Origin of the sequence: Variovorax sp. TBS-050B, assembly GCF_029893635.1 — a bacterium.
Classification (GTDB): Bacteria; Pseudomonadota; Gammaproteobacteria; order Burkholderiales; family Burkholderiaceae_C; genus Variovorax.
In genome coordinates this window covers 781248-807129 of the sequence record NZ_JARXYR010000002.1, presented here as the reverse complement: position 1 = coordinate 807129, position 25882 = coordinate 781248, and the positions used below count along the sequence as shown (strand labels likewise).

Annotated in this window: 21 protein-coding genes and 1 riboswitch; of the genes, 13 read left to right on the top strand and 8 right to left on the bottom strand. The window is 68.9% G+C overall.

Annotation, left to right across the window (positions count from 1 at the left end; all coding sequences use genetic code 11):
* The first annotated feature begins 65 nt into the window (after positions 1-65).
* On the top strand, positions 66-1028 hold the full coding sequence (locus M2165_RS06800) for a tripartite tricarboxylate transporter substrate binding protein (protein WP_280813914.1): 963 nt from the start codon (positions 66-68) through the stop codon (positions 1026-1028).
* Between the two features lie 145 nt (positions 1029-1173).
* Positions 1174-2145, top strand: coding sequence for a tripartite tricarboxylate transporter substrate binding protein (locus M2165_RS06795; protein ID WP_280813913.1), 972 nt, complete (start codon positions 1174-1176; stop codon positions 2143-2145).
* 37 nt (positions 2146-2182) lie between these two features.
* Here the strand turns inward: M2165_RS06795 and M2165_RS06790 are convergent, their stop codons facing one another.
* On the bottom strand, positions 2183-3010 hold the full coding sequence (locus M2165_RS06790) for an HAD-IIB family hydrolase (RefSeq protein ID WP_280813912.1): 828 nt from the start codon (positions 3008-3010) through the stop codon (positions 2183-2185).
* A gap of 99 nt (positions 3011-3109) precedes the next feature.
* Between M2165_RS06790 and M2165_RS06785 the strand changes: the two genes are divergently transcribed.
* The 3 genes from M2165_RS06785 to M2165_RS06775 are packed head-to-tail and all read left to right on the top strand — an operon-like array spanning position 3110 to position 5761.
* Positions 3110-4108 carry an ABC transporter ATP-binding protein gene (locus tag M2165_RS06785; RefSeq protein ID WP_280813911.1) on the top strand — a complete coding sequence of 333 codons (999 nt, stop codon included), beginning with the start codon at positions 3110-3112 and terminating at the stop codon, positions 4106-4108.
* Positions 4109-4113: 5 nt separating this feature from the next.
* Positions 4114-4956, top strand: coding sequence for an ABC-2 family transporter protein (locus tag M2165_RS06780; protein WP_280817485.1), 843 nt, complete (start codon positions 4114-4116; stop codon positions 4954-4956).
* 1 nt (position 4957) lies between these two features.
* Positions 4958-5761: an ABC-2 family transporter protein gene (locus M2165_RS06775; protein WP_280813910.1), complete on the top strand. Its 804-nt coding sequence runs from the start codon at positions 4958-4960 to the stop codon at positions 5759-5761.
* A 133-nt stretch (positions 5762-5894) separates the two neighbouring features.
* Here the strand turns inward: M2165_RS06775 and M2165_RS06770 are convergent, their stop codons facing one another.
* From M2165_RS06770 to M2165_RS06755, 4 genes are all read right to left on the bottom strand, one after another.
* Positions 5895-7523 (bottom strand): peptide chain release factor 3, encoded by a 1629-nt coding sequence (locus M2165_RS06770; RefSeq protein ID WP_280813909.1) that lies wholly within the window; start codon positions 7521-7523, stop codon positions 5895-5897.
* A gap of 66 nt (positions 7524-7589) precedes the next feature.
* The gene (locus M2165_RS06765; RefSeq protein ID WP_280813908.1) at positions 7590-8324 is read right to left on the bottom strand and encodes an amino acid ABC transporter ATP-binding protein; all 735 of its coding nucleotides are present in this window, start codon (positions 8322-8324) and stop codon (positions 7590-7592) included.
* Positions 8321-9595: a M20/M25/M40 family metallo-hydrolase gene (locus M2165_RS06760; RefSeq protein WP_280813907.1), complete on the bottom strand. Its 1275-nt coding sequence runs from the start codon at positions 9593-9595 to the stop codon at positions 8321-8323. Before M2165_RS06760 ends, M2165_RS06765 begins: the two co-directional genes overlap by 4 nt.
* Before the next feature lie 14 nt (positions 9596-9609).
* Positions 9610-12567: an FAD-dependent oxidoreductase gene (locus tag M2165_RS06755; RefSeq protein WP_280813906.1), complete on the bottom strand. Its 2958-nt coding sequence runs from the start codon at positions 12565-12567 to the stop codon at positions 9610-9612.
* Between the two features lie 101 nt (positions 12568-12668).
* Between M2165_RS06755 and M2165_RS06750 the strand changes: the two genes are divergently transcribed.
* The 5 genes from M2165_RS06750 to M2165_RS06730 all read left to right on the top strand — a co-directional run bounded on the left by M2165_RS06750 (position 12669) and on the right by M2165_RS06730 (position 17451).
* Positions 12669-13565 (top strand): dihydrodipicolinate synthase family protein, encoded by an 897-nt coding sequence (locus M2165_RS06750; protein ID WP_280813905.1) that lies wholly within the window; start codon positions 12669-12671, stop codon positions 13563-13565.
* 72 nt (positions 13566-13637) lie between these two features.
* Positions 13638-14468, top strand: a complete 831-nt coding sequence (locus M2165_RS06745) for an ABC transporter substrate-binding protein (RefSeq protein ID WP_280813904.1) — start codon at positions 13638-13640, stop codon at positions 14466-14468.
* A gap of 37 nt (positions 14469-14505) precedes the next feature.
* Complete coding sequence (locus M2165_RS06740; RefSeq protein ID WP_280813903.1) at positions 14506-15225, top strand: amino acid ABC transporter permease; 720 nt, start codon at positions 14506-14508, stop codon at positions 15223-15225.
* An 11-nt stretch (positions 15226-15236) separates the two neighbouring features.
* Positions 15237-16694, top strand: coding sequence for a dihydropyrimidinase (hydA, locus tag M2165_RS06735; RefSeq protein WP_280813902.1), 1458 nt, complete (start codon positions 15237-15239; stop codon positions 16692-16694).
* Between the two features lie 70 nt (positions 16695-16764).
* The gene (locus M2165_RS06730; protein WP_280813901.1) at positions 16765-17451 is read left to right on the top strand and encodes a GntR family transcriptional regulator; all 687 of its coding nucleotides are present in this window, start codon (positions 16765-16767) and stop codon (positions 17449-17451) included.
* 96 nt (positions 17452-17547) lie between these two features.
* On the opposite strand, the gene M2165_RS06725 is transcribed toward M2165_RS06730, so the two are convergent.
* From M2165_RS06725 to M2165_RS06715, 3 genes are all read right to left on the bottom strand, one after another.
* Positions 17548-19533: a trypsin-like serine protease gene (locus M2165_RS06725; RefSeq protein ID WP_280813900.1), complete on the bottom strand. Its 1986-nt coding sequence runs from the start codon at positions 19531-19533 to the stop codon at positions 17548-17550.
* 227 nt (positions 19534-19760) lie between these two features.
* Complete coding sequence (gene phaP / locus M2165_RS06720; protein WP_280813899.1) at positions 19761-20261, bottom strand: TIGR01841 family phasin; 501 nt, start codon at positions 20259-20261, stop codon at positions 19761-19763.
* Between the two features lie 199 nt (positions 20262-20460).
* Complete coding sequence (locus M2165_RS06715) at positions 20461-22539, bottom strand: hypothetical protein (protein WP_280813898.1); 2079 nt, start codon at positions 22537-22539, stop codon at positions 20461-20463.
* A gap of 161 nt (positions 22540-22700) precedes the next feature.
* Positions 22701-22768, top strand: a riboswitch (S-adenosyl-L-homocysteine riboswitch).
* Between the two features lie 68 nt (positions 22769-22836).
* On the opposite strand from M2165_RS06715, the gene ahcY reads away from it, so the two are divergent.
* The 3 genes from ahcY to metF are packed head-to-tail and all read left to right on the top strand — an operon-like array spanning position 22837 to position 25879.
* Positions 22837-24276: an adenosylhomocysteinase gene (gene ahcY, locus M2165_RS06710; RefSeq protein WP_280813897.1), complete on the top strand. Its 1440-nt coding sequence runs from the start codon at positions 22837-22839 to the stop codon at positions 24274-24276.
* Entirely contained in the window at positions 24277-25044 is a 768-nt protein-coding gene (locus tag M2165_RS06705; RefSeq protein ID WP_280813896.1) for a TlyA family RNA methyltransferase, read from the top strand. It abuts the gene before it with no gap.
* A 10-nt stretch (positions 25045-25054) separates the two neighbouring features.
* Complete coding sequence (metF, locus tag M2165_RS06700) at positions 25055-25879, top strand: methylenetetrahydrofolate reductase [NAD(P)H] (RefSeq protein WP_280813895.1); 825 nt, start codon at positions 25055-25057, stop codon at positions 25877-25879.
* Positions 25880-25882 lie beyond the last annotated feature (3 nt).

The following is a 25882-nucleotide window of genomic DNA, read 5'->3' as shown; positions in this document are numbered from 1 at the left end:
ATTGCCGCCGCCGGGGGGGCGAGGCCCAATGCGCGCTTTCGTCTTCGTTTTCAGGAAAAACCGCCATGTTCCGCCGATCCCTCCTCTGTGCCGCCGCGCTTGCCGCATGCGGCGTGTTCGCCCCGCTGTCGGCCTCCGCGCAGGCCTTTCCGTCCAAGCCGATCAAGCTGGTCATCGCGTTCCCGGCCGGCGGCCCGACCGACATCACCATGCGCCAGCTCGCCGACAACGCGAGCAAGATCCTCGGCCAGCCGGTCATCATCGACAACAAGCCCGGCGCCGGCGGCACGCTGCCCGCGCAGGCGCTGCAGACCGCGCAGCCCGACGGCTACACCGTGGCGCAGATTCCGCTCGGCGTGTTCCGCCTCGGCTACACCACCAAGCTGACCTGGGATCCGCTCAAGGACATCAGCTACGTGCTCAACGTCACCGGCTATGCCTTCGGCATCGTGGTGCCGACCGACAGCCCGTTCAAGACCTGGGCCGACTTCGTCGCCTACGCCAAGGCCAATCCGGGCAAGCTCACCTACGGCTCCACCGGCAATCTCACGAGCCCGCACCTCACGACCGAGATCATTGCGCAGCAGGCCGGCATCCAGCTGCAGCACGTGCCCTACAAGGGCAGCGCCGACCTGATGCTCGCCGTGCTCAGCGGCCAGCTCATGGCCGCCGCCGACAGCACCGGCTTCGCGCCGCAGGTCGAGGCGGGCAAGCTGCGCGTGCTCAACACCTGGGGCGAGAAGCGCCTCGCCAAGTTCCCCAATGCACCCACGCTGAAGGAACTGGGCTACGACATCGTGCAGAACTCGCCGTTCGGCATCGGCGCGCCCAAGGGCACGCCACCCGAGGTGGTGAAGAAGCTCCACGACGCCTTCAAGCAGGCGATGGAGGAGCCGAGCTACGTGGCCGCGCTCGAGCGCTACGACATGCTGCCCAACTACATGAGCTCGGCCACGTACACCAAGTTCGCGCAGGACACCGTGGTGCGCGAGAAGGCCGTGATCGACAAGCTGGGGCTCGCGAAGTAGAAGCAGGGAGACGCGCAGGAGGGCCTTGAGCCTTCTTGCCCGGGTCTCGACGGGTGCATGCGCGACAGCGTGCAAGGGCCCGCCCCGATTGCCGACGCGGCGGCATGCGAGCCCAATGGCCTTCCAAACATATCAGGGGGAAGCCATGTCTCGTCGAATGTCTCTTTGCTGTGCCGCAATGCTCATGCTTTGCGGAATTGCCTCACCTTTGTCAGCGTTGGCGCAGAACTTTCCTGCCAAGCCGATCAAGCTGATCATCGCCTTCTCGGCCGGCGGGCCGACCGACGTCACCATGCGCCAGCTCGCCGACAACGCGAGCAAGATCCTCGGCCAGCCCGTCCTCATCGAGAACAAGCCCGGCGCCAGCGGCACCCTGCCGGCGCAGAGCCTGCAGATCGCCCAACCGGACGGCTACACGCTGGCGCAGATCCCGCTCGGCGTATTCCGCATCGGCTACACCACCAAGATCCACTGGGATCCGCTCGAGGACGTCACGTACGTCATCAACGTCACCGGCTATGCCTTCGGCATCGTGGTGCCGACCGACAGCCCGCTCAAGACCTGGGCCGACTTCGTCGCCTACGCCAAGGCCAATCCGGGCCGGCTCACCTACGGCTCGACCGGCAATCTCACGACGCCGAACCTCACGACCGAGATCCTCGCGCAGCAGGCCGGCATCGAGCTGCAGCACGTGCCCTACAAGGGCAATGCCGAAGCGATGTTCGCGATCCTCAGCGGCCAGGTCATGGCCGTCGCCGACAGCACGGGCTTCGCACCGCACGTGGAATCCGGCAAGCTGCGCGTGCTCAACACCTGGGGCGAGAAGCGCCTCGCCAAGTTCCCCGACGCTCCCACGCTGAAGGAACTGGGCTACGACATCGTGCAGACCTCGCCCTTCGGCATCGGCGCCCCCAAGGGCACGCCGCCCGAGGTGGTGAAGAAGCTGCACGATGCGTTCAAGCAGGCGATGGAAGATCCGAGCTACGTGGCCGCGCTCGCCCGCTACGACATGCTGCCCGACTACAAGAGCTCGGCCGAGTACACCCAGTTCGCGCGGGAAACGGTGAAGCGCGAGAAGGCGGTGATCGAGAAGCTGGGGCTCGCCAAGGGCAAGTGAGCGGCGCGGCCCGCGGCGGGCCTCCGGGTTGGCCGGCTCAGCGGGCCGCCAGCACCGCCCGCACCGCTTCGGCGAACCCCGCCCCGCGCTCGCCCTGCGTCACGTAGCGCGGCAGGTGCTCCAGCTGCGGCACGAAGCGCGCCACGTTCGCCACGCCGATGCTGTGCGCGAAGCTGCGGAACATCAGCTGGTCGTTGGTGGAGTCGCCCACGTAGGCCCAGCGGTCGATTTCCTCGTCGAGCGTGCGGCCCCAGAGTTCGCGCGTGATCCAGCGCGCGCCTTCGAGCTTGTCGTTGTCGCCGTACCAGCCGTTGATGTGGATGCTGCTCACGGTGGCATGCATGCCTTCGCTGCGCATCAGGGCCACCACCCGGGCGATGGTGTCTTCGTCAAGTTCGGTGAACTCGCTGTGGTCGATCGCGATGTCGGTCTCGCGCCCGGCCGAGTCGGTGGCGCGGCGCGCGCCGGGGATCTCGCGCTCGATGCGCGCGAGCACCGCCTGCATGCGCGCGAAGTTGGCGGCGCGCGTGGCGGCATCCTGCTGGTAGCGCTTCTGCAGCCTGCCGCCGGGCAGCGGCAGCAGCGCGACCGCGCCGTTCTCGGCCACGATCGAATCCACCGGCCAGGCCGAGACGAAGGGCTCGCTCCAGCCCACGGGCCGGCCGGTGATCGCCACCACGTGCAGCCCGGCGGCCTTGAGTGCCGCGAGCGCCTGCAGCGCATCGGGCGTGATCGCGCCCTCGGTGGTGAGCGTGTCGTCGATGTCGGTGAACACGCCGACCAGGTTGGCGCGCGCGGCGGCGCTCCATTGGCGAAGCGGCAGCAGGTGATGGGGCGAGGGCGGCAGGGGCGGTGGCGGTTGCATGGCGAGGGGATCGTGCGGGAGCCGTGATCCTACCGGCGCTTTCGTGTAGCATCCCGCCCCCGCCGCACCACGGGCGCCGGCGCCACGCGCCCTTCCGCCATGCCTCACCACATCGCCGTCGACCAGCTCCGCAAGACCTACCGCATCTCCGAGCGCGATCCCGGCGTGATCGGTGCGCTGCGCGGCCTCGTGCAGCGCCGGCACCGCACGGTGGAGGCGCTCTCGGGCGTCTCGTTCGCGCTCGAGCGCGGCGAGCTGCTGGGCTTCATCGGGCCGAACGGCGCGGGCAAGTCGACCACCATCAAGATCCTCGCGGGCATCCTGCGGCCGGACGGCGGGCGCGTCGTCGTCGACGGACGCGACCCCTTCGCCGACCGCGAGCGCCACGTGGCGCGCATCGGCGTGGTCTTCGGCCAGCGCACCCAGCTGTGGTGGGACCTGCCCGTGGGCGACGGCTTCGACCTGCTGCGCGACATCTACCGCGTCGACCCCGCGCGCTACCGCCGCACGCGCGACGAGCTGGTGGCGCTGCTGCAGCTCGAGCGCGTGCTCGACCAGCCGGTGCGCCAGCTGTCGCTGGGCCAGCGCATGCGCGCCGAGATCGCGGCCGCACTGCTGCACGAGCCCGACATCCTGTTCCTCGACGAGCCCACCATCGGCCTCGACGCGCCCTCGAAGCTTGCGGTGCGCGACTTCGTGCGCCGCGCCAACCTCGAGCGCGGCACCACGGTGCTGCTGACCACGCACGACATGCACGACATCGAGGCGCTGGCCCGCCGCGTGATCGTCATCGGCCACGGCCGGGTGCTGGCCGACAGCCCGGTCGAGGCGCTGCGCGCGCAGGTCATGGCCGAGCGGCGGCTGGTGGTCGACTTCGCGCAGCAGGCCGAGCTGCCGCTGCAGGTCGATGGCGCACGGGTGCATTCGCGCGACGGCCAGACCCTGGTGCTCGACTTCGATCCGGCCCACACCTCGGCACCCGCGCTGATCGCCCGCATCGCGGCCGAGCATGCGGTGGAGGACATCCGGCTCGAGGGCCTCGCGATCGAGGCGGTCATCGCGCGCTTCTACGCGATGCATGGCGCGGCCGAGGCATGAGGCGCATGGGCCTGGGCGAGCGGCTGCGCCCCTACACCGCCGCCTTCGCATCGCGTTTCCTGCAGATGCTGCAGTACCGCACCGCCGCGCTCGCGGGCTTCGCCACGCAGTGCTGGTGGGGCGGCATCAAGGTGATGGTGCTCGCGGCCTTCTATGGCGCGGGCACCGCGGCGACGGGCGGCGCGCCGATGTCGCTGGCCGAGGCCGTCACCTACACCTGGCTCGCGCAGGGGCTGCTCGCGCTGCTGCCGTGGCTCGGCGATCCCGAGGTCGCGCAGGCGGTGCGCACGGGTGCGGTGGCCTACGACCGGCTGCGTCCGGTCGACGCCTATGCGCTCTGGTTCGCGCGCAGCGCGGGCTGGATCGCGGCGCGCGTGCTGCCGCGCGTGGCGCTCATGGCCGGCTTCGCGGCCGTCGCGCTGCCGCTCGCCGGCCTCGGCGACTGGGCCTGGCGGCCGCCTGCGAACGCGGCCGCCGCGCTCGCCTTCGCCGCCTCCTGCGTGCTTGCGCTGCTGCTCTCGGCCGCGATGGTGATGCTGCTCAACATCGCGGCTGCGGCGGCGCTCAACGAGCGCGGCATCAATGCGCTGGCCGCGCCGATCGTCATCGTGTTCTCGGGCAACCTGCTGCCGCTCGCGCTGCTGCCCGATGCATGGCAGACGGCGCTGCTGCTGCAGCCCTTCGCGGGCGTGGTCGACATTCCCGCGCGGCTGTACTTCGGGCTGCTGGGCGGTGCGCAGGCATGGGCGGCGCTGGGGCTGCAGTGCGTCTGGATCGCGCTGCTGGTCGCGCTCGGCCATGTGTTCATGGGCCGCACGATGCGCCGGCTCGAAGTGCAGGGCGGCTGAGATGGGCTCGCTCGCGCTCTTCCTGCGCCTCGTGAAGGCCGCGCTCGGCGGCCAGATGCGCTATCCGGCCTCGGCGCTGATGCTCACGCTGGGCCAGTTCATCGGCACCGGCATCGAGGTGATCGCGGTGTGGGCGCTGTTCCACCGCTTCGGCGAAGTGGGCGGCTGGACGCTCGGCGAAGTGGCGATCTTCTACGGCCTCGTGAACTGCATGTTCGCGATCGCCGACGCGCTCGGCCGCGGCTTCGACGTGCTGGGCACCGAGTTCCTGCGCACCGGCACCTTCGACCGGCTGCTGCTGCGCCCGCGTCCGCTCGCGCTGCAGCTCATGGGGCACGACTTCCGCATCAGTCGCCTCGGGCGCCTGCTGCAGGGCCTGCTGGTGCTGGGCTTCGGCACCGTGCAGAGCGGCCTGGCGTGGGGACCGGAGCCTGTCGCCGTCGCGCTGTTCGCGCTCGCGGGCGGCGTGGCGCTGTTCCTCGGCATCCTCGTGCTGCAGGGCACGTTGTCGTTCTGGACCGTCGAGAGCCTCGAGATCGCGAACGTGCTGACCTACGGCGGCGTGCAGGCGGCGCAGTACCCGCTCGCGCTCTACGCGCGCTGGTTCCGCCGCGTGCTGACCTTCATCGTGCCGCTGGCCTGCGTGGCCTACTACCCCGTGCTCGCGATCCTCGGCAAGCCCGATCCGCTCGGTGCGCCGGCATGGGCGGGATGGGTGTCGCCCCTCGCCGGCTTCGTCTTCCTTGCGCTCGCGTTCCGTGCCTGGGCGCTGGGCCTGCGGCACTACGCCTCAACCGGCAATTGAATTCGGACATCCGGACGCGAAGCACGCGAAGGTTCCGCGAAAGGCGCGAAAGAAAACCTTTTTTTGATTTCTCTTTTTCGCGTCCTTCGCGAAACCTCCGCGTCCTCTGCGTCCGGCCGTCCGCTCCCGCTTCCTATCCCGCGCTCTGCAACGCCAACCCCGCATGCTCGCGCAGCGGATGGAAGTGGATCTTCGGGAAACGCTCCTGCGCCAACCGCACGTCGTACGGCGAGGTGCAGAGGAAGGCCAGCGTATCCGCCGCGTCCTTCGCCATGCGCTGCGGATACGCATTGACGAACTCGCGCAGCTCGGCCGGCGTGTCGGCTGTGATCCAGCGCGCGCCGGTGTACTGGCAGCCTTCGAGCCGCACGTCGGCGTCGTACTCGGCCTTGAGGCGGTGCTGCACCACTTCGAACTGCAGCTGGCCCACGGCGCCCAGCAGCATCGGTCCGCCGATCTCGGGCCGGAACACCTGGATCGCGCCTTCCTCGCCGAGCTGGGCCAGGCCCTGCTGCAGCTGCTTGGTGCGCAGCGGGTTCTTGAGGATCACGGTCATGAACAGCTCGGGCGCGAAGAAGGGCAGGCCGGTGAACTGCAGGCTCGCGCCGTCGGTGATGGTGTCGCCGAGCTGCACCCCGCCATGGGTGGTGAAGCCCACGATGTCGCCCGCATAGGCCTCTTCCACCGCCTCGCGGCGCTGGCTCATGAAGGTGACGACGCTGGTCGGGCGCAGCTCCTTGGCGGTGCGCTGCACCTTGAGCTTCATGCCCGGCGTGTACTTGCCCGAGGCCATGCGCACGAAGGCGATGCGGTCGCGGTGGTTGGCGTCCATGTTGGCCTGCACCTTGAAGACCACGCCCGCGAAGTCCTTGTCCTCGGGCTGGATCTCCTTCACCACCGGCTGGCGGTTGACCAGCGTGGTGCTGGTGCGCGGCCGCGGCGAGGGCGCGAGGTCGACGAGCGCGTCCAGCACTTCCATCACGCCGAAGTTGTTCACGCCCGAGCCGAAGAACACCGGCGTCTGCTTGCCGGCGAGGAAGGCCTCGTGGTCCCATTCGGGCGAGGCGCCGGTGGCGAGCTCCATGCTCTCGATCGCATGCTCGAAGTCGGCGCCGAAGCGGCGCGCGAGCGTGTCGCGGTCGGCGAGCGGAATGGTCTCGAAGTCCTGCGGCAGACGCTCGCTGCCCGACTCGAACACCGTCATCGCCTGCGTGCGCAGGTTCATGATGCCGCGGAAGCTCTTGCCCTGGCCCACGGGCCAGGTCATCGGCACGCAGGGCATGCCGAGCTCGCGCTCCACCTCGTCGAGGATGTCGAGCGGCTCGCGCACCTCGCGGTCCATCTTGTTGACGAAGGTGATGATCGGCGTGTCGCGCTGCCGGCAGACCTCGATCAGCCGCCGCGTCTGCGCTTCCACGCCGTTGGCCGCGTCGATCACCATCAGCGCCGAGTCGACGGCGGTGAGCACGCGGTAGGTGTCTTCCGAGAAGTCCTTGTGGCCCGGCGTGTCGAGCAGGTTGATCACGTGGTCGCGGTACAGCATCTGCATGACCGACGAGGCCACCGAGATGCCGCGCTGCTTCTCGATCTCCATCCAGTCGGAAGTGGCATGGCGCGAGGCCTTGCGCGCCTTCACCGAGCCGGCGATCTGGATCGCGCCCGAGAACAGCAGCAGCTTCTCGGTCAGCGTGGTCTTGCCGGCGTCGGGGTGGGAAATGATCGCGAAGGTGCGACGGCGGCGGGTTTCGGCGAGAAAGGACAAGATGGGCAATCGGCGGGGACAATGCGCGATTTTAAAAGAGCGCCCCCCGCAGCGCCGCAGCCCGGGTCAATGCGTGAGGATCTTCGACAGGAACTGCTGCGCCCGCTCCGGGCGCCCGCCCGGGTTGCCGAAGAACTCCTCCTTCGCGCAGTCCTCCACGATGCGGCCGCGGTCCATGAAGATGACGCGGTGCGCGACCTGGCGCGCGAAGCCCATCTCGTGCGTCACGCACATCATCGTCATGCCTTCGCGGGCCAGCTCGACCATGACGTCGAGCACCTCGTTGACCATCTCGGGGTCGAGCGCCGAGGTGGGCTCGTCGAACAGCATCGCGACCGGGTTCATCGCGAGCGCGCGGGCGATCGCCACGCGCTGCTGCTGGCCGCCCGAAAGCTGGCTCGGGTACTTGTGCGCATGGCTGCGCATGCCGACACGCTGCAGCAGCGCCATCGAGGTGGCGCGCGCCTCGTCGGCGCCGCGGCCGAGCACCTTGCGCTGCGCGATCGAGAGGTTCTCCTCGATCGAGAGATGCGGAAACAGCTCGAAATGCTGGAACACCATGCCGACGCGGGCGCGCAGCCGGTTGAGGTCGGTCTTGGGATCGCCGACCGAGACGCCGTCGACGGTGATGCGCCCGCGCTGGAACGGCTCCAGCGCATTGACGCACTTGATGAGCGTGGACTTACCCGAGCCCGAGGGGCCGCAGACCACGACCACCTCGCCCTTGCGGACCTCGGTGCTGCAGTCGGTCAGCACCTGGAAGGCGCCGTAGTGCTTGTCGACGTGGCTGATCTCGATCATGGGCGGGCCTCCTGGGCGGTGTCGCGCGTCAGCAGCTGGTGCAGGACGTTGGCCACCACCCAGGTGGCGCGGCGCAGTTCGTCGAGCGGCACGCGCTCGTCGGCGCGGTGGCCGTTGGCCTCGAGCAGCGACTCGGGCCCGGCGCCGTACATCACGGTCGGGATGCCGGCCTCGCTGTAGAGCCGCGCATCGGTGTAGAGCGGCACGCCGATCGGCGTCACGGGCTTGCCCATGACCTCGCTCGCCTCCCGGCAGACCAGCGCGGCGAATGCGTCGGCGCCGGGGGCGGGCGCGAAGGGGCGGGCGAGCAGGATGCGGCGCGTCTCGACCGAGATGCCCGGCAGGGCGCGGCAGGCGGATGCGATGACCTCGCGCAGCTCGGCCTCGACCGCCTCGGGCGATTCCTCGGGCACGATGCGGCGGTCGATGCGCAGGCTCAGCTTGTCGGCGACCACGTTGGTGTTGATGCCGCCTTCGATCAGCCCGACCACCATCGTGGGATGGGTGATGCCGGGCGTGCGCGAGGGCCGGTCCGCAAGGCCGTCGCGGTAGCGGTAGAGCGCGGGCAGCAGCGTGGCCGCGGCCTCGATCGCGTCGTGGCCGGTGTCGGGCCGGGCGGCGTGCGCGGAGGTGCCGCGCACGGTCACTTCCAAGTGCAGGCAGCCGTTGTGCGCCACCACCACGTGGTGCGAGAACGCGGCCGAGAGCACGAAGTCGGGCCGGCTCAGGCCCTGCGAAAGAATCCAGCCCGGACCGGCCATGCCGCCCGTCTCCTCGTCATAGGTCAGGTGCAGCTCGACCGCACCCGCGAGCGGCGTGCCCGAGGCGGCCAGGTGCCGCAGGGCGCGCAGCGCGAAGGCGTAGGTCGTGAAGTCGGACTTCGACACCGCGGCGCCGCGGCCGTAGAGCCAGCCGTCGCGCACTTCGCCGCCGTAGGGATCGACGCTCCAGCCGGCGCCGGGCGGCACCACGTCGCCATGCGCATTGAGCGCCACCACGGGGCCGCCGTCGCCGAAGCGCACGCGCACGATCAGGTTGGTGACGCTGCGCATGCCGTGCGCGGCGGCGAATTCGGCCGGCACCGCATGGCGCTCGACCTCGAAGCCCATTGCTTCGAGCAGGCGCGCCGAGAGTTCGGCATGCGGCGCGCAGTCGCCGGGCGGGTTGTCGGAGGGGCAGCGCACCAGTTCGGCGAGGGTGCGCACCTGCTCGTCGAAGTGGGTGTCGATGAAGTCGCGCAGCGTGCCGCGCGCGAGGGCTGTGTCGGTCATGGCGGTGATGAAGGTCAGAGGAATCGGTCGATGCGGAAGGGCGTGATGTCGATGCCCGTGCGGCCGTGCACCACGAGATCGGCGACGGTCCGCGCGGCGATGGGCGCGAGCGTGTAGCCGTTGGAGGTGACGGCGTTGAAGAAGCCGGGGCGGCCCGGCACTTCGCCGAGGATGGGCGCGCCGTCGATGTTCACGTTCATGCCGGCCCAGCAGCGCACCACGTGCAGGCCGCCGACGGCGGGCAGCACATGGCGCGCGACCCAGAGGTTGCCCTCGATGCTCTCGCGCACGGCGCGGTTCAGGCGCATGTCCTCGGAAAAGGCGGCGGTCCAGCCGCCGCCGATGATGAGCCCGCCGCTCGCGGCCTGCTTGAGGCTCAGGTGCCGGTCGGCATGCGCGACGAGGTGGTTCACCAGCGGTGGCGCCGGCTCGGTCACGATCATCTGCAGCGGCGCGCCCTTCACGGGGATGGCCACGCCGAGCATGCGGCCGATGGTGCTCGACCAGGCGCCGCTCGCATTGACGATGCAGCCCGCACCGATGGTGCCGCGCGAGGTGCGCACGAGGTAGCCGGCGCCGTCGCCCGGCAGCGCCTCGATCGCCTGCACGTCGCAGCCGCGCAGCATGCGCGCGCCCTGGGCCTGCGCGCGGCGCGCGACGGCGTAGGTGGCGCGCAGCGGGTTGATCTTGCCCTCCATCGGGCAGAGCTCGGCGCCCAGCAGCTTGTCCGAGAGCGCGGGCGAGAGCCGCCGCAGCTCGGTGCCGTCGATCACCTGCGCCTCGATGCCGTGGCTGCGTTCGAGCGCGGCCTTGCTCTCGAGAAAGCGCATGCCGGCTTCGCTGTCGGCGACCATCAGGCCGCCGGTGATCTTGATTTCCAGGTCCTCGCCGCAGTCGGCCTCGATCTCCTGCCACAGGCGCACCGACATCGGCCCGAGCGGCAGCGTGGCCGCGGCCGGCCCGCCGCCTTCCTGTGCCTTGGCGCCGAAGTCGAACGAGAGCAGTTGCACATGCAGGCTGCCGGCGTTGGCACCGGAGGCCTGCAGGTTGACGTCGTCGCGGTCGACCACCGTCACGTCCTGGCCGGCCTTCGAAAGGTAGTAGCCGAGGCAGGCGCCGAGCACGCCGGCGCCGATCACCAGCACGTCGGTCTGCAGCGTCTCGAACGGCGCCTGCCCCACGGGCCGCGCGAGGTTGGGCGTGATGGCCGGCTTGTGGCCGCCCCATTCGGGCTTCTCGAAGCCGAGCGCGCCCGCGGGCACCGGCTTGGCCGGCGGGCGCGGCGCGAAGTACTGCTCGGCCGCGGGTGGCCGGCCCGTGAGCTCGGCCACCAGCCGGCCCGCGGTCGCGGCGCAGTAGCGCGCCTGGCAGCGGCCCATGCCGAGCCGCGTGTTGCGCTTGAGCGCGGCCAGCGTGTCGGCACCGGCGCGGATCTGTTCGCGCACCGAGCCGAAGCTGATCTCCTCGCAGCGGCACAGCAGCGTGTCGTCGGACACCGCGGCCAGCGTGACGGGCGGCGGCGCGTAGAGCGACCACAGCGCCTGCTGAAAGCATTCGGCGCGGTGAAGTTGCCGGCGTGTCTCGGCGGGCTCGGCCGCCTGCAGCCCGAGTTGGCGTGCCGCGGCGGTGCCGGCCAGCGTGCCGCGCGCCAGCGCCACGCGCGAGCCGCCCAGGTCGGCGCCGTCGCCCACCACGTAGACGCCGGGCACGCTGGTGGCGCCGTCTTCCTGCGTCACGGTGGCGAGATAGCCCAGATGGCGCGGCGCCACCCGGTGCGCGCAACCGAGCATGCGCGCGAGTTCGGTCGAAGGGATGAAGCCGTAGCCCAGGCACAGCGTGTCGGCTTCGAGGCGGCGCTGGCTTCCGGGCACCGCCTGGCCCTGCGCGTCGATGCGCGCCACCTGCACCGCGCGCAGGCCGCCGGCGGCATCGGCTTCGCCCTCGGCGGCGATGACGGCGTGTTCCCACAGCAGGGGGACGCCGTGCGCGCGCAATTGCCGCAGGTAGCGCCAGCCGTCGCGCAGCAGGTCGGGGGCGGTGCGCGCGGCGGCGAGCAGTTCGCGCCAGTGGCGGGGCGAAGGGCGCGCGGCCGATTCGAGCACGGCCACCACCTCGGCGCCGCCCGCGAGCAGTTCTGCGGCGAGCTGAAGGTTCAGTGGCCCGTTGCCCGCGACCACGATCTGCCGGCCGGGCGCGACCCGGTAGGCACGTGCCAGCGTCTGGCCGGCGCCGGTGGTCATCACGCCGGGCAGCGTCCAGCCCGGGAAAGGCACGGGGCGTTCGTAGGCGCCGGGTGCGATCACCAGTTGCCGGCAGCCGATGACGGCGGCGCGGCCTTCGACGATCGCCGCCACCTCGCGCGGCGAGAAGGCGGCCCAGACCTGCGCGCCCTGCGCGATCTCGACGCCCGCGTCGCGCACCGCGCGTTCGAGCGCGAGCCCGTCGGCGAACTGGCGGTCGGCCGGCGTGGCGGCCCGTTGCGAGGGCGCGAGCGGCTTGTAGAACTGGCCGCCGGACTGCAGCCGTTCGTCCAGCACCAGCACCCCCGCGCCGGCGCGCCGCGCGGCCAGCGCCGCCGAGAGCCCGGCCGGGCCCGCACCCACCACCAGCAGGTCGACGTCGCGGCGCAGGGGCTCGGCCGCGGGCTCGGGCGCGAGCGGATGCAGTGGATCGCCGGCGGCGCCGGCCGGCATCGCGGAGCGCACCTGCTGGCCGTCGGCGACTTTCGTCAGGCAGGCGCGCTGGCTCGCGCGGCCGTCCACGGTCACGAGGCAGTCGAAGCAGGCACCCATGCCGCAATAAAGACCCCGGCGTTCGCCGCCACGCGTGTGGCGCAGCGCTTTGACGCCGCTCGCGGCGAGCGCCGCGGCAATGGTTTCCCCCTCCAGGCCCTCGATGGGTTGGCCGTCGTACCAGAAGCGCACGGGGCGCCCGGCCGGGGCGATGGCGGGGTGGTTCAGTCTGGCGCGCATGAAAAGGGGCAAAAACGAAAACCGGATTGACGGCGTTCATTGTATACGTATACTGCACGTATACATATACCGCTTCGTCCCGTTTTTCGAGGATTTGCCCCATGACAGCCTTTCGAGGCACCTACACGGTGCTCATCACCCCCATGACCGCCGACGGCCGGCAGGTCGATGTGCCGGCCCTGAAGAAGCTGGTCGACTGGCAGATCGAGCAGGGCATCCACGGTCTGATCCCGCTGGGGAGCACCGGTGAATTCCTGTCGCTGACGCCCGAGGAGCGGCAGTTGGTGATCGAAACCTGCGTGAGCACTGCAGCAAAACGCGTGCCGGTGCTGATCGGCACGGGCGCGGAGTGGACGGACGAATGCGTGCGACTGAGCCGCGAAGCCGAGACCATGGGCGCCGACGGCGTGATGATCATCCCGCCCTTCTACAGCACGCCCACCGACGACGAACTGTTCGCGCACTACCGCAAGGTGGGCGAGGCGATCGGCATTCCGATCATGGTCTACAACAACCCCGCCACCGCCAACGTCGACCTGAAGCCCGAACTCGTGGCGCGGCTCTCGCGCATCGACAACTGCCGCTACATCAAGGAGTCCACGCTCGAGGTCACGCGCGTGCGCGACATCATCGAACTGTGCGGCGACCGCATGACGGTGTTCGCCGGCATCCTGGGCTACGAGTCGTTCTGGCTCGGCGCGCAGGGCTGGGTGGCCGTGTGCTCGAACCTGATTCCGAAGATGTCGGCGCGGCTGTTCGAACTGGTGGCCGACGAGCGCGACATGCCCGCGGCGCTCGCGCTCTACAAGGAAATGCTGCCGATCGTGCGTTGGGTCGGCGGTCACCGCTACGTGGCGGCCTCGAAGCAGGGGCTCACGATGATGGGGCTGCCCGTGGGCCAGCCGCGCGCCCCGCGCCTGCCGCTGCCGGACGCCGATGCGGCCGAGCTGCGGCGCGAGCTCGCGCGGCTCGAACTGCTCGACTCGATCCGCGCCTGAGCCGCGGCGCCTTCGCTCCCTTTCTTTCGTTTTCCCACTTTGCTGTCCCGTTCACACCCGAAGGACCTCACCATGAAACTGCTTCCCGCTCTCGCATCGGCCACGGCACTCTTCGTCTTCGGCGCGGGCATCGCCCATGCGCAGGCCTGCAAGTCGCCGGTGCCCGATTCGGCCCTCGTCAAGAAGGGCGCGCTGATCATGTCGGTCAACCCGACGCTGCCGCCGATGCAGTTCGTCGACCAGTCCGGCACGCTCAAGGGCATGCGCGTCCAGCTCGGCGAGGAGATCGCCAAGCGCCTGTGCCTGACGCCCGAGTACGTGCGCATCGAGTTCTCGGCCATGATCCCGGGCCTGCAGGCCGGGCGTTGGGACGTGATCAACACCGGCATCTTCTACACCGACGAGCGCGCGAAGCTGATGCAGATGCTGATCTACGAAGACCAGGCGATCAGCATCAGCACCGCCAAGGGCAACCCGCTGAAGATCGCCAAGGTGGACGACCTCTCAGGCAAGAGCATCGGCGTCGAGCTCGGCGGCTTCGAGGAGCGCAAGGCGCGCGAACTCGACAAGCAGCTGACCGACAAGGGCATGAAGGGCATGAACATCCGCACCTTCGAGAACTTCGCGATGGCCTTCCAGGCGCTGCGCGCGGGGCAGGTCGAGGTGGCGCTGTCGATCGATTCGACCGGTGCCGAATACCAGAAGCGCGGCGACTTCGAGCGCGTGCTGCACGGCCTGTTTCCGACGCCGGTGGCGCTGGCCACGCGCAACAAGGACCTCGCCGCCGCCATGGCCAAGGTCATGAACGACATGAAGGCCGACGGCAGCTTCCAGAAGCTGTTCGACCAGTACGGCGTCAAGGCCGTCGAGGGCGCCGTGGCCGTCAAGGGCCCCGCGGGCTGAGCACCGGCCCGGGCCGTCACGCAACGAAGGAACGCTCATGGGACAAGGCTGGAGCTGGTCGGGATTCGTCGACTACCTGTTCAATCCGTACCTGCTCAGCGGCGCGGTGACCACGCTGTGGCTCACGCTCGCGGCCATCGCGGGCGGGCTCGTGGTCGGCTTCGCGCTGGCGCTCGCGCGCCTGTCGAGCCGCCGATGGCTGGCGGCGCCGGCGCACTTCTACATCTGGGTGTTCCGCGGCACGCCGCTCCTGGTGCAGCTGATCATCATCTACACGGGCCTGCCGCAACTCGGGCTCAAGCTGTCGGTGATCGAGTCGGCGCTGCTGGGCCTGGTCCTCAACGAGGCCGCCTACCTCGCGGAGATCGTGCGCGGCGGCATCCAGTCGGTCCCGGCGGGGCAGACGAACGCCGCGCGCGCGGTCGGCTTCAGCAGCGCGCAGACCATGCGCTACATCGTCATGCCGCAGGCGATGCGGCTGATCGTGCCCACGCTCGGCAACAGCATCAACGGACTGCTCAAGACCACGTCGATCACCTCCGTGATCTCGATGGAAGAGCTGCTGCGGCGCACGCAGGTGCTGATCCAGGAGAAGTTCATGGTGCTGGAGCTGTTCATCGTCGCGGCCATCTACTATCTGCTGATGACCACGGCGTGGGACTTCATCCAGCGCCGCATCGAGCGCCACTACGGCCGCGCCCACGGCGACGCTGCCGCGGCCCCCGTGACTGCCGAACCCGCGCTCGAACAGCGCTGAGGACCGCCGAGATGAGCACCACCTACGACCTGATCCTGCGCAACGCCGACATCGCCACCGTGGGCGACCGCTACATCGCCGACATCGGCGTGCGCGGCGGACGCATCCATGCCATTGCCCAGGGGCTCGATGCGAGCGCCGCGCGCGAGATCGACGCCGCCGGACGGCTGGTGACGCCCGGCGGCGTCGACGGCCACTGCCACTTCGACCAGCCCACGAGCGACGGCTCGCGCTTCGCCGACGACTTTCTCTCCGGCACGCGCTCCGCGGCCTGCGGCGGCACCACCACCGTGCTGCCCTTCGCGGCACAGCAGAAGGGACACAGCATCCAGGAGGCGGTCGACGACTACCACCGCCGCGCCGAGGGCAAGGCGGTGATCGACTACGCCTTCCACCTGATCGTCTCCGACGCCACGCGCGACGTGACCCGGCGCGAGCTGCCGCTGCTGATCGAGAAGGGCTACACCTCCTTCAAGGTCTACATGACCTACGACGACCTCAAGCTCGAGGACCGGCAGATCCTCGAAGTGCTCGCCACCGCGCGGCGCCATGGCGCGATGACCATGATCCATGCCGAGAACAGCGACTGCATCGCCTGGCTCACCGAGCAGCTGCTCGATGCCGGCCTGACCGCGCCGCGCTACCACGCGAGCTCGCGGCCGATGGCGGTCGAGCGCGAGGCCACGCACCGCGCCATCGCGCTGGCGGAGCTGGTCGACACGCCCATCCTGATCGTCCACGTCTCGGGCCGCGAGGCGGTCGAGCAGATCCACTGGGCGCGCGGACGCGGCCTGCCGATCCATGCCGAGACCTGTCCGCAGTACCTGTTCCTGAGCGCCGAGGACCTCGGCATTGACCCCGACGACCCGATGCACGGCGCGCGCTGCATCTGCAGCCCGCCGCCGCGCGACAAGGCGAACCAGCAGTTCATCTGGAACGGGCTGTCGAGCGGGCTGTTCACCATCCTCTCGTCCGACCATGCGCCCTTCAACATGAACGGCAGCGACGGCAAGCGCGTGGCCGGCGACGATGCCTCGTTCGACCGCATCCCCAACGGCATCCCGGGCGTCGAGACGCGTCTGCCGCTCCTGATGAGCGAGGGCGTGCTCAAGGGCCGCATCGACATCCACCGCTTCGTCGAGCTCACGGCCACCAACCCCGCGCGGCTCTACGGTCTTTACCCGCGCAAGGGCACCATCGCCGTGGGCAGCGACGCCGACTTCGTGGTCTGGGACGTGTTCGCCGAGGGCCGCGAAAAGCTGCTCTCCAACGAGATGCTGCACCACGACGCCGACTACACCCCCTACGAAGGCATGAAGCTGCGCGCCTGGCCAGGCCTCACGGTGTCGCGCGGCCGCGTGGTGTGGCAGGACGGCGTGTTCCAGGCCGAGCCGGGCTCGGGCGAGTTCCTGCCCTGCCTGCGGCCGCGCGCGCCCAACGCCGGCAATCCGCTCGACAAATGGCTGTGAACCGGCCGCCGGTGTACTTCGCAAGGCCCTGATAAGCTCGCTCGCCCTCGTGGCTCACGCTTTTCTTCGCATGCCCAGCCTTCCCAGTCCCACGCAGCCCGCCACCATCACGATCGCACCGCTGGAGGTGCGCTCCGCCAGCCTGGCCGAGCAGGCCTACGAACGGCTGCGCACCCTGATCCTCGACCGCCAGATCTCCGCCGGCAGCCCGCTGCAGGAGGCACGGCTCGCCGAGGACCTGGGCATCTCGCGCACCCCGATGCGCGAAGCATTGGTGCGCCTGGCCGGCGAAGGGCTGCTGGTGCGGCGCGATGCGCGCTCCTACGCGGTGCGCGCCCTCGGCACCAAGGAGTATTTCGACTGCATGCGCGCGCGCGAGGTGATCGAGTGCGAGGCCATCGCCCTGGCCGTCGCGAAGATCACCGACGCCGAGATCGAGGCGCTCGAAGCCGATGCACGCGCCCTCGGCGCCGGCGAGCACAGCGAGACCGAGCACTGGCATTTCGACGACCGCTTCCACCTGCTGATCGCCACCGCCAGCGGCAACGTGGTGTTCCCGCGGCTGGTGGAGGAACTGCGCGTCAACGCGCGCCTGTTCCGCCTGCACAGCCCCCTGCACCGCCAGCGCGAGAACCACGACGAGCACGGCGAGATCATCGGCGCCCTGCGTGCGCGCGACGCCGAACGCGCCCGCGCCGCGATGCGCGAGCATCTGCGAAGTCTGCAGGAAGACGTGCGGCGCGCGCTGATCGATTGATTTGCGGCGTGTGGGCAGTCGCCGTCAGTGCGGGCCCACCTTGATGCCAGTCGTGCTGAACGCGCTGCCCAGCCGTGCCGCATCCGCCGCGTCAGTTCATGGACCGCCCCAGGCGAAATAACGCGCGCCTTCGTAGGCGTACTCGGGAAGATTCTGGCGGATGCTGTCGCGCTCGCTCGCGTTCATTGTGTAGAAGTGAGTTTGATTGCGTGCATGGTAGAAGCGGAACATCGGCTGGGCACCGTTGACTTCCCCTGTGCTGGCAAACCATGTGACGTGGTCGTAGTGATACCACGGCAGCGTGGCGACGATGTTCGCGCGCTCCCGCTCATCAATGGTGTAGAAGTGCGTGCCGTTGCGCGTGTTGTAGAACCTGTGAACCGGCGTCGTACCGGGCGCCTGAGCACCGAACGCGAAGAAGGCGGGGCCTTCGTAGTTGTACTCCGGCAGCTTGGAAATCACCAAGTCCCGCTCCGGTACGTTGGCGGTATAGAAATGCGCGCCGGTCCGGGTGTTGTAGAAGCGGTAGACGGTCGTGCGTACCGTGGTCGACGGGGCATCGAGCCACTGCTGCAGCGCGGCGTGGAATGGTAGATCGAAACGCCCGTAGAAGTCGTACCCGAAAGGCTGGCTGCAGGATGCAGCACCTCCCTGCAACTGCCCGACAAGATAGTCCTTGCCATTGAGCTTGCGGAAAAGACCTGAGCCGCTGCTCCCGCCTTCGGTCACTCCCCGGTACCACCTCACTGCCAGGTGGGTGGCGGCAGTGCTCGAGGAGAATCGGCAGCTGTCGAGATCGCAGGTCGCGGTTCCGATATAGGTCCCCTCGCTGTACTTCTGCAGGTCGCCCTTGGGATGGTGGACCCCGTAGACGGAATTCGAAAGGCCGTTGAACAGGTCGGGTCCAAAGGGACTCGATCCGGCAAACAGCGCGCCGGCTGGAGGCTGCGAGTTCAGCCGCATGAAGGAAGTGTCGGTGCTGGCCTGGTTGTACAGGAGCGTGGCGCCGGAGGTCCGGGCCGCCAGGGCCGGACTGACCTGCGTGCTGTTGCAGCTCGCGGATTTGAAGAACCACAAGGTGTAGAGCGTCGAGGCGACCGTCTGGCTGGAGATGCAGTGGTTCGCGCTCAGGAAGTACGGCGTGCCGGTCGACATGCGGTCGTTGAGCAACGTGCCGGTGCAGACATAGTTGCTTCCATCCTTGACGAAATCCATCAACGCGACGGACTTGCTGAGCGCATCGTATTGAGAGTCGCAACTCACGTCCAAAGTGCAACTGCCAGCTTCGCCGATCTTGTCGAACGATGCGCGATCCGTGATGTCGATATTCACGTGCGACAACATGGGAAGCGCGATCTTGACCGATTCCGTCGCAGCATTCGGCGGGATCTCGACTTCGACCGTGAGGGCTTCGCCGCCCATGTTGGGCGACCAGTAGATCCGCGCGCTGTCGCTCGAATCGCCTGCGTCGATGTTGCGCTGAATGACCGTGGCAATCTCGTGGGCGGACACTTCGTACATCTTGTCGCCTGCATCGCCATAGAAACGGACCTGCGAGCCCAGTGGGAGATGCTCGACACGCAAGCCCAGACGAACGCCCTTGGCCTTCGGCGAGACGATGCGCCACGCGGCCGAATTCCCGCCGCGTTCGGACGGCGTCCAGTTCGTCATGGTTGCCACGGCTTCGGTCGTGGCGCTTTGGGGAATCTCGCGCGCAACACCGATCTTGGCCGGCACTCCGAAGACCGAGGGCGCCGCCTTCAGCGGGAAGGTGCTTTCCGCAGGCAAGGCAGGCAGAACGACTTGCTGAGGAGCCGGACCGCGATGAAGCACGCGGTCCTTGAATGGACTGACGTCGACGGCCGCTTTGTCCGACGTCTGGACCCGGGACTCGATCAGGACCGGGGCCGTGCTCGCGGCCGGGGCGGGGGCGGGGGCCTCGGTCCTGGGGCCGGTTTCGGCACTGCCTGACTTGGTCGGAACTTGAAGGGCGGCAGTGCCGCTGCTACCGGATCCACCGCACCCGGCCAGCAAGACCGACAACAATACCGTGCCCCACCCCAATGGAAGATTCGCGCGCATTCCTCACTACCTCGATATCTATCGTTACGACTCGACACGGGATTGTGAGTGGACGGCCGCAGGACCGGAGAAAAATGTTGCGGTCTTTGTGCTCTAAGTAGCAAATCCGCGCTGAAACCGACGGACCGGGTGGGGTTCATACAACAGCCGTTCGGCCCCCGAAGCGCGCACGACATGACGGGGGCAGGCGCTTCGCGCCACAGCGCTGAACAGATCGCCTGCGTGGCCTACTTGCGCTTCAGCATCTGCGTCACTTCATCCACGTTGGCCTGGATGCGCTGACGTACCACCTCGAAGGCGTCGGCCTGCGACTTCGCAGCCAGGCTCGCGAGCTCCTTGATGTCGTCCACGGCGCGCTGGAACGACTGGCGGCCGAGCTCGTCGAGCTTGGCGAGGTTCTCCTTGGCATCCTTGCCCGGCATGCCCTTGGCCGCCGACTGCCATTCGCCGATCGCCTGCTTGATCATCTCGGTCTGGCGCTGCACCAGGGTCTGCAGCCCCTGGAAGGACTTCTCGTTCGCCTCCATGAGCGCCTGGAGGTCCTTGCGGCTGTTCTCCAGCACCTTGCCCGCGCCGCCGGCGACGTCGAGGTCCTGCAGCCGGTCGGCCATGGCCTTGAGCGGGTTGAACATCTCCGACGCGTCGGGCGCCGCCTTCCTGGTGCCGCTGCTTCCGCTGCTGCTGGCGGCGGTGCTCTTCCTGGCGGCGGTTTTCTTGGCAGTGGCCATGGTGCGGTGTCTCCTGGGTCGTGTGGGCGATGGGATCCACCGCGACGATACGCCGAGCGACCATTGCAGGGCTTGCGGCAGCTGCAAAAAAGTCTGCGGGATTTCCCTGGGTGCCGGTCCACGCCGCCGCTCCGGACGCCGAAAAAAAGCCGCGCGCTGCGCAATGCGGCGTGCGGCCCCGGACACGGAAAACCGTGGGTCAGTCGATCAGGCTGATCTCGATGGCGCCGGCCGTGGCCGGGTTGCGCGCCCCGACCATGGCGAAAAGCTTGCTGCTCTGGCTCGCGAAGTGGAGTGTTGAACCGCCGAACGATGCGACGCGCATGTTGAGCGGCCCGCCGAGGCCGACGGCGCCCAGGCTCGCGGCGAGCGTACCCGTGCTGCCGTCGGGCAGCAGCTGCGTGCGCGCGTAGCTCGAGGCATCGACGGCGCTGCCGCCCCAGCTGCCGTTGCTCGCGCCGCCGCGCGCGGACGTCGTGGGCCAGATGGCGCGTTCCGGCAGGCCGATGCGGAAGATCGAGGTGGTCGGCGCTGCCGCCACGGCGCCGGCCGAGAGATAGATGTTCTCGCCGCCCATGCGCGCCACCGCGAAATTCCCGCTGTCGGCCGGGTTTGCCACGTTCGCGATGTGCCAGGTGTCGACGGTCGGTCCGGCCGAGACTGCATAGGTCCGCAGCGAAGCCGCCGGGCAGTTGTCGATGCGGTAGATGCCGGCGTCGTTGCAGGCATAGAGCGTGGCGCCGCCGCTGGCGATCTGGATCTGCGTGATCGACGAATCGGCGGTACCGGCCGCGAGGTTGATGCCCAAGCGGTTGTAGGTGCCCGCGAGATCGGCCTGCGTCTTCACCAGTGCGCGCGACGCGACGAACGGACGCACGCTGTAGCTCACCGGCGTGGCGTACGCGACCGCGAACGGAAACGAACCGATCACCGTGTCCGTGGCGAGGCGGAAGCGAGCCGTGTTGGCGGGGCTGGTGATGCGGGCGCTGTCGAAGATGAAGCTGCCGGCCTCGCTTGTGTCCTCGGCGAACGTGCCGGCGGCGATCGCGCCGGCTTCGTCGGTCATTTCATAGCGCTTGCTGTCCATGTTGAGCGCCAGCGTCTGTCGCGAGCCGTTGGTCGCATAGACCTTGTAGCGGCCGTTGCGCGCGTCCGGGGCGGTGCCGGTGTCGATCAGGTTGAGCTGGATGTAACCCTGGGTGCCCGGGTTGCGCGCGCCCACCAGGACCGAGAGCGCTCCGCCCTGCATGGCGAAGTACTTGCTCGTGCCGCCGCTGTTGACGCTGCGGATTCCTTCCGGCTGCAGCGCCAGGATGCCGCCCACGGGCATCGTCAGCGTTCCGTAGGTGCCGTCGGTACCGGTGCTCGTGCGGACCGAGCTGGTGGCATCGATCAGGTTGGCGCCCCAGCTGCCGGTGGTCGCGCCGCCGACGCCGCGCGTGGCGGGCCAGTTCGACGATTCGGGCAGGCCGATGCGCATGAACTGCTGCATCGTCGGCGAGGTGCTGGCGCCGCCCGCGAGGTACACGTTCTGGCCCCCGATGCGCGCCATGCGGAAGCTGGCGACGTCGCCGGCGTTGGCCACGTTCGTCGCGATCCAGCTGCCGTCGGCACCGGCGGCGACCGCATAGGTGCGCTTCGATGCGACGGGGCACAGGTCGATCCTGTAGATCACGGCGTCGGTGCAGATTTCGAGCACCGTGCCCGCGCCGGAGAGGCGCAGCGAGAGAATCGACGAGTCCTGCGCGCCGCCCGGGCTGCGCGTCACGCTGAAGCGGTTGTAGGTGCCGTCCAGCTCGGCCGCGGTGCCGACGAAGTCGCGCGCGGCGACGAAGGGCTGTGCGGCATAGGTCGCGGGACTCGTGTAGGCCGTGGCGAAGGGGAAGGCGCCGACGATGGCGTCCGTCGTCACGCGGAAGCGCGCGGTGTTGGCGGCCGTGGTGATGCGGCCGCTGGCGAAGACGTAGGTGCCCGGTTCGGTGAAGTCCTCGCTGAAGGTGCCGGATTCCGTGCCGCCGAGGTTGTCCGTCATCGTGTAGCTGCCGGTGTCGAAGTCCACCGACAGTTGCTGCTGCGTCCCGTTGGCGGCGTAGACGCGGTAGCTGCCGCTGCGAGCGTCCGCGACGTCCAGGGTCTTGGCCGCCGCGACTTCCGGCTTCGCACTGCCGCCCGACAGCGAAAGTCCGCCGCCGGAGCCGCTTGCTCCTCCTCCTCCGCCCCCGCAGGCCGCGAGCAGGGCGGCCATGCCCCAGCCCGCGAAAAGTGTCGTAACCCTCATGTTCGTGCCCTCTTTTTTCAGATGGGACTCGGCAGCGAGCCGGCTGGCTCTTGAACCGAACCGTCGAAAATCGTAACAAAAGGTCAATAAAACTTAGGGCTGACACGCTTCAGCCAAAGCCGGGCCTTTGGCGCGGCTTTGGCCGCCGTCTACAATGCCCGCTTCCGAGGAGCGTTGCAGCGCCATCAGGCGTGAGGCTCGGACCACATCGCAACCACGCTCACCCGCTGTTCTCGCGGTGAGTCCTTTTCCCCCGAACGCAGTGGCATCTTTCAAACCAGCTTTGTTGGAGTTCTCATGAGCGCTGTTCTCAAGCCCACCCCCGTCTCCTCGGCCGACCAGGCGATCGCCGACCTCTCGCTTGCCGCCTGGGGCCGCAAGGAAATCAAGATCGCCGAGACCGAAATGCCCGGCCTCATGGCGATCCGCGAGGAATTCGCGAAGTCGCAGCCGCTCAAGGGCGCGCGCATCACCGGCTCGCTGCACATGACAATCCAGACCGCGGTGCTGATCGAGACGCTGCAGGCGCTCGGCGCGCAGGTGCGCTGGGCCTCGTGCAACATCTTCTCGACGCAGGACCATGCCGCCGCCGCCATCGCCGCCGCAGGCACGCCGGTGTTCGCGATCAAGGGCGAGTCGCTGAAGGACTACTGGGACTACACCCATGCGATCTTCGACTTCGGTCCCAAGGGCTCGAAGGGCGAAGGCCCGAACATGATCCTCGACGACGGCGGCGATGCCACGCTGCTGATGCACCTGGGCCAGCGCGCCGAGAAGGACCAGGGCGTGCTCGCCAACCCGAGCAGCGAAGAGGAGCGCATCCTCTACGCCGCCATCAAGGCCAAGCTCGCGGTCGACCCGACCTGGTACACGCGCAAGTCGGCCGAGATCATCGGCGTGACCGAGGAAACCACCACCGGCGTGCACCGCCTCAACGAGATGTCGGCCAAGGGCACGCTGCTGTTCCGCGCCATCAACGTGAACGACTCGGTCACCAAGAGCAAGTTCGACAACCTCTACGGCTGCCGCGAATCGCTGGTGGACGGCATCAAGCGCGCCACCGACGTGATGATCGCCGGCAAGGTCGCGTGCGTGGCCGGCTACGGTGACGTGGGCAAGGGCTCGGCCCAGGCGCTGCGCGCGCTGTCGGCGCAGGTGTGGGTGACCGAGATCGACCCGATCAACGCGCTGCAGGCCGCGATGGAAGGCTACAAGGTCGTCACGATGGAATACGCGGCCGACAAGGCCGACATCTTCGTGACCACCACCGGCAACCGCGACGTGATCCGCCACGAGCACATGGCCGCCATGAAGGACCAGGCGATCGTCTGCAACATCGGCCACTTCGACAACGAGATCGACGTCGCCTCGATCGAGAAGTACGAGTGGGAAGAGATCAAGCCGCAGGTCGACCACATCACCTTCCCCGACGGCAAGAAGATCATCCTGCTGGCCAAGGGCCGCCTCGTGAACCTGGGCTGCGGCACGGGCCACCCGAGCTTCGTGATGTCGTCGTCGTTCGCCAACCAGACCATCGCGCAGATCGAACTCTTCACCAAGCCCGACGCCTACCAGGCCGGCAAGGTCTACGTGCTGCCGAAGCACCTCGACGAGAAGGTCGCGCGCCTGCACCTGAAGAAGGTCGGCGCGATGCTGACCGAGCTGACGGATGCGCAGGCCGCCTACATCGGCGTGAGCAAGAACGGCCCGTACAAGCCCGACACCTACCGCTACTGAATGCGCGCCGACCAGTTGCTGGTGGAGCGCGGCCTGGCCGCGTCGCGCTCGCAGGCGGTGCGGCTGATCGCCGGCGGCATGCGCTGGCGCGATGCGGGCATGGGCGGCGAATGGCGCTCGGTGGCGAAGAACCGCGACGAGGTGCCCGAGTCCGCCGAGCTCGAACTCGCCGACGCGGCCGAGGCGCGCTACGTCTCGCGCGGCGGGCTCAAGCTCGAAGGTGCGCTCGCCGCCAGCGGCGTGGATCCGGCGGGCCGGCTGTGCCTCGACGTGGGCCAGTCGACCGGTGGCTTCACCGACTGCCTGCTGCAGCGCGGCGCCGCGAAGGTGGTGGGCGTGGACGTGGGCCACGGCCAGCTGCATGCGCGGCTGCGCGAGGACGAACGCGTGGTCGCCATCGAAGGCGTCAATGCGCGTGCGCTGTCGGCGGACGACCTCGGCGACGAGGGCGGGTCGCGCTTCGACCTCGTCGTCGGCGACCTGTCGTTCATCTCGCTCACCCTGGTGCTGCCGGCGCTCGTGCCTTTCCTAGCTCAGGACGGCCGCCTGCTGATGCTCGTCAAGCCGCAGTTCGAACTGCAGCCGGGGCAGGTCGGCAAGGGCGGCATCGTGCGCGACGCCGCGATGTATGCGGTGGTCGAGAAGCGCCTGCACGACGCCTGCGAGGCGCTCGGGCTGCGCGTGCTGCAGTGGTTCGACAGCCCAATCGCCGGCGGCGACGGCAACCGCGAGTTTTTCATTCATGCCGTCCACGCGGACGGCGCTTGAGGGGACGCCAGTGCGCCTTCCGCTGAGTTTCGAGTTCTTTCCGACCAAGACGCCCGAGGGCGCGGTCAAGCTGCGCGCGGTGCGGCAGCAGCTGTATGCGCGCAAGCCCGAGTTCTGCTCCGTCACCTATGGTGCCGGCGGCTCCACGCACCAGGGCACTTTCGGCGCGGTGCAGGAGATTCTTTCGGAGGGCGTCGATGCCGCCAGCCATTTCTCGTGCATCGGCGCTACGCGCGCCACTGTGCGCGAGCAGTTGGCCGAGCTGAAGGCCATGGGCGTCAAGCGCCTCGTGGCGCTGCGCGGCGACCTGCCGAGCGGCTACGGCATCGGCGGCGAGTTCGTCTACGCGAGCGACCTCGTGGCCTTCATCCGCGAAGAGACCGGCCGCGACTTCCACATCGAGGTGGCCTGCTACCCCGAGGTGCATCCGCAGGCCCGCTCGCCCGAAGCCGATCTGCAGGCCTTCGCGGCCAAGGTGAAGGCGGGCGCCGATTCGGCGATCACGCAGTACTTCTTCAGCCCCGAGGCCTACTTCCGCTTCGTCGACGACGTGCGCCGGCTCGGCCTCGACACGCCGATCGTGCCCGGCATCATGCCGATCACGAGCTCGACCCAGCTGATGCGCTTCTCCGATGCCTGCGGCGCCGAGATCCCGCGCTGGATCCGCCTGCGGCTGCAAGGCTTCGGCGACGACACCGCATCGATCAAGGCCTTCGGCCTCGACGTGGTGACCGACCTCTGCACGCGGCTGCGCGAGGGCGGCGCACCGGCGCTGCACTTCTACACGATGAACCAGTCGGCGGCGACGCTGGCGGTGCTGGAGCGTCTCGACTGATGG

Excerpts from the sequence above, each read along its gene's own strand:
- M2165_RS06800 (WP_280813914.1), top strand. The coding sequence starts at position 66 with ATGTTCCGCCGATCCCTCCTCTGTGCCGCCGCGCTTGCCGCATGCGGC.
- M2165_RS06795 (WP_280813913.1), top strand. The coding sequence starts at position 1,174 with ATGTCTCGTCGAATGTCTCTTTGCTGTGCCGCAATGCTCATGCTTTGC.
- M2165_RS06790 (WP_280813912.1), bottom strand. The coding sequence starts at position 3,010 with ATGCAACCGCCACCGCCCCTGCCGCCCTCGCCCCATCACCTGCTGCCG.
- M2165_RS06785 (WP_280813911.1), top strand. The coding sequence starts at position 3,110 with ATGCCTCACCACATCGCCGTCGACCAGCTCCGCAAGACCTACCGCATC.
- M2165_RS06780 (WP_280817485.1), top strand. The coding sequence starts at position 4,114 with ATGGGCCTGGGCGAGCGGCTGCGCCCCTACACCGCCGCCTTCGCATCG.
- M2165_RS06775 (WP_280813910.1), top strand. The coding sequence starts at position 4,958 with ATGGGCTCGCTCGCGCTCTTCCTGCGCCTCGTGAAGGCCGCGCTCGGC.
- M2165_RS06765 (WP_280813908.1), bottom strand. The coding sequence starts at position 8,324 with ATGATCGAGATCAGCCACGTCGACAAGCACTACGGCGCCTTCCAGGTG.
- M2165_RS06760 (WP_280813907.1), bottom strand. The coding sequence starts at position 9,595 with ATGACCGACACAGCCCTCGCGCGCGGCACGCTGCGCGACTTCATCGAC.
- M2165_RS06755 (WP_280813906.1), bottom strand. The coding sequence starts at position 12,567 with ATGCGCGCCAGACTGAACCACCCCGCCATCGCCCCGGCCGGGCGCCCC.
- M2165_RS06750 (WP_280813905.1), top strand. The coding sequence starts at position 12,669 with ATGACAGCCTTTCGAGGCACCTACACGGTGCTCATCACCCCCATGACC.
- M2165_RS06745 (WP_280813904.1), top strand. The coding sequence starts at position 13,638 with ATGAAACTGCTTCCCGCTCTCGCATCGGCCACGGCACTCTTCGTCTTC.
- M2165_RS06740 (WP_280813903.1), top strand. The coding sequence starts at position 14,506 with ATGGGACAAGGCTGGAGCTGGTCGGGATTCGTCGACTACCTGTTCAAT.
- hydA (WP_280813902.1), top strand. The coding sequence starts at position 15,237 with ATGAGCACCACCTACGACCTGATCCTGCGCAACGCCGACATCGCCACC.
- M2165_RS06730 (WP_280813901.1), top strand. The coding sequence starts at position 16,765 with ATGCCCAGCCTTCCCAGTCCCACGCAGCCCGCCACCATCACGATCGCA.
- M2165_RS06725 (WP_280813900.1), bottom strand. The coding sequence starts at position 19,533 with ATGCGCGCGAATCTTCCATTGGGGTGGGGCACGGTATTGTTGTCGGTC.
- phaP (WP_280813899.1), bottom strand. The coding sequence starts at position 20,261 with ATGGCCACTGCCAAGAAAACCGCCGCCAGGAAGAGCACCGCCGCCAGC.
- M2165_RS06715 (WP_280813898.1), bottom strand. The coding sequence starts at position 22,539 with ATGAGGGTTACGACACTTTTCGCGGGCTGGGGCATGGCCGCCCTGCTC.
- ahcY (WP_280813897.1), top strand. The coding sequence starts at position 22,837 with ATGAGCGCTGTTCTCAAGCCCACCCCCGTCTCCTCGGCCGACCAGGCG.
- M2165_RS06705 (WP_280813896.1), top strand. The coding sequence starts at position 24,277 with ATGCGCGCCGACCAGTTGCTGGTGGAGCGCGGCCTGGCCGCGTCGCGC.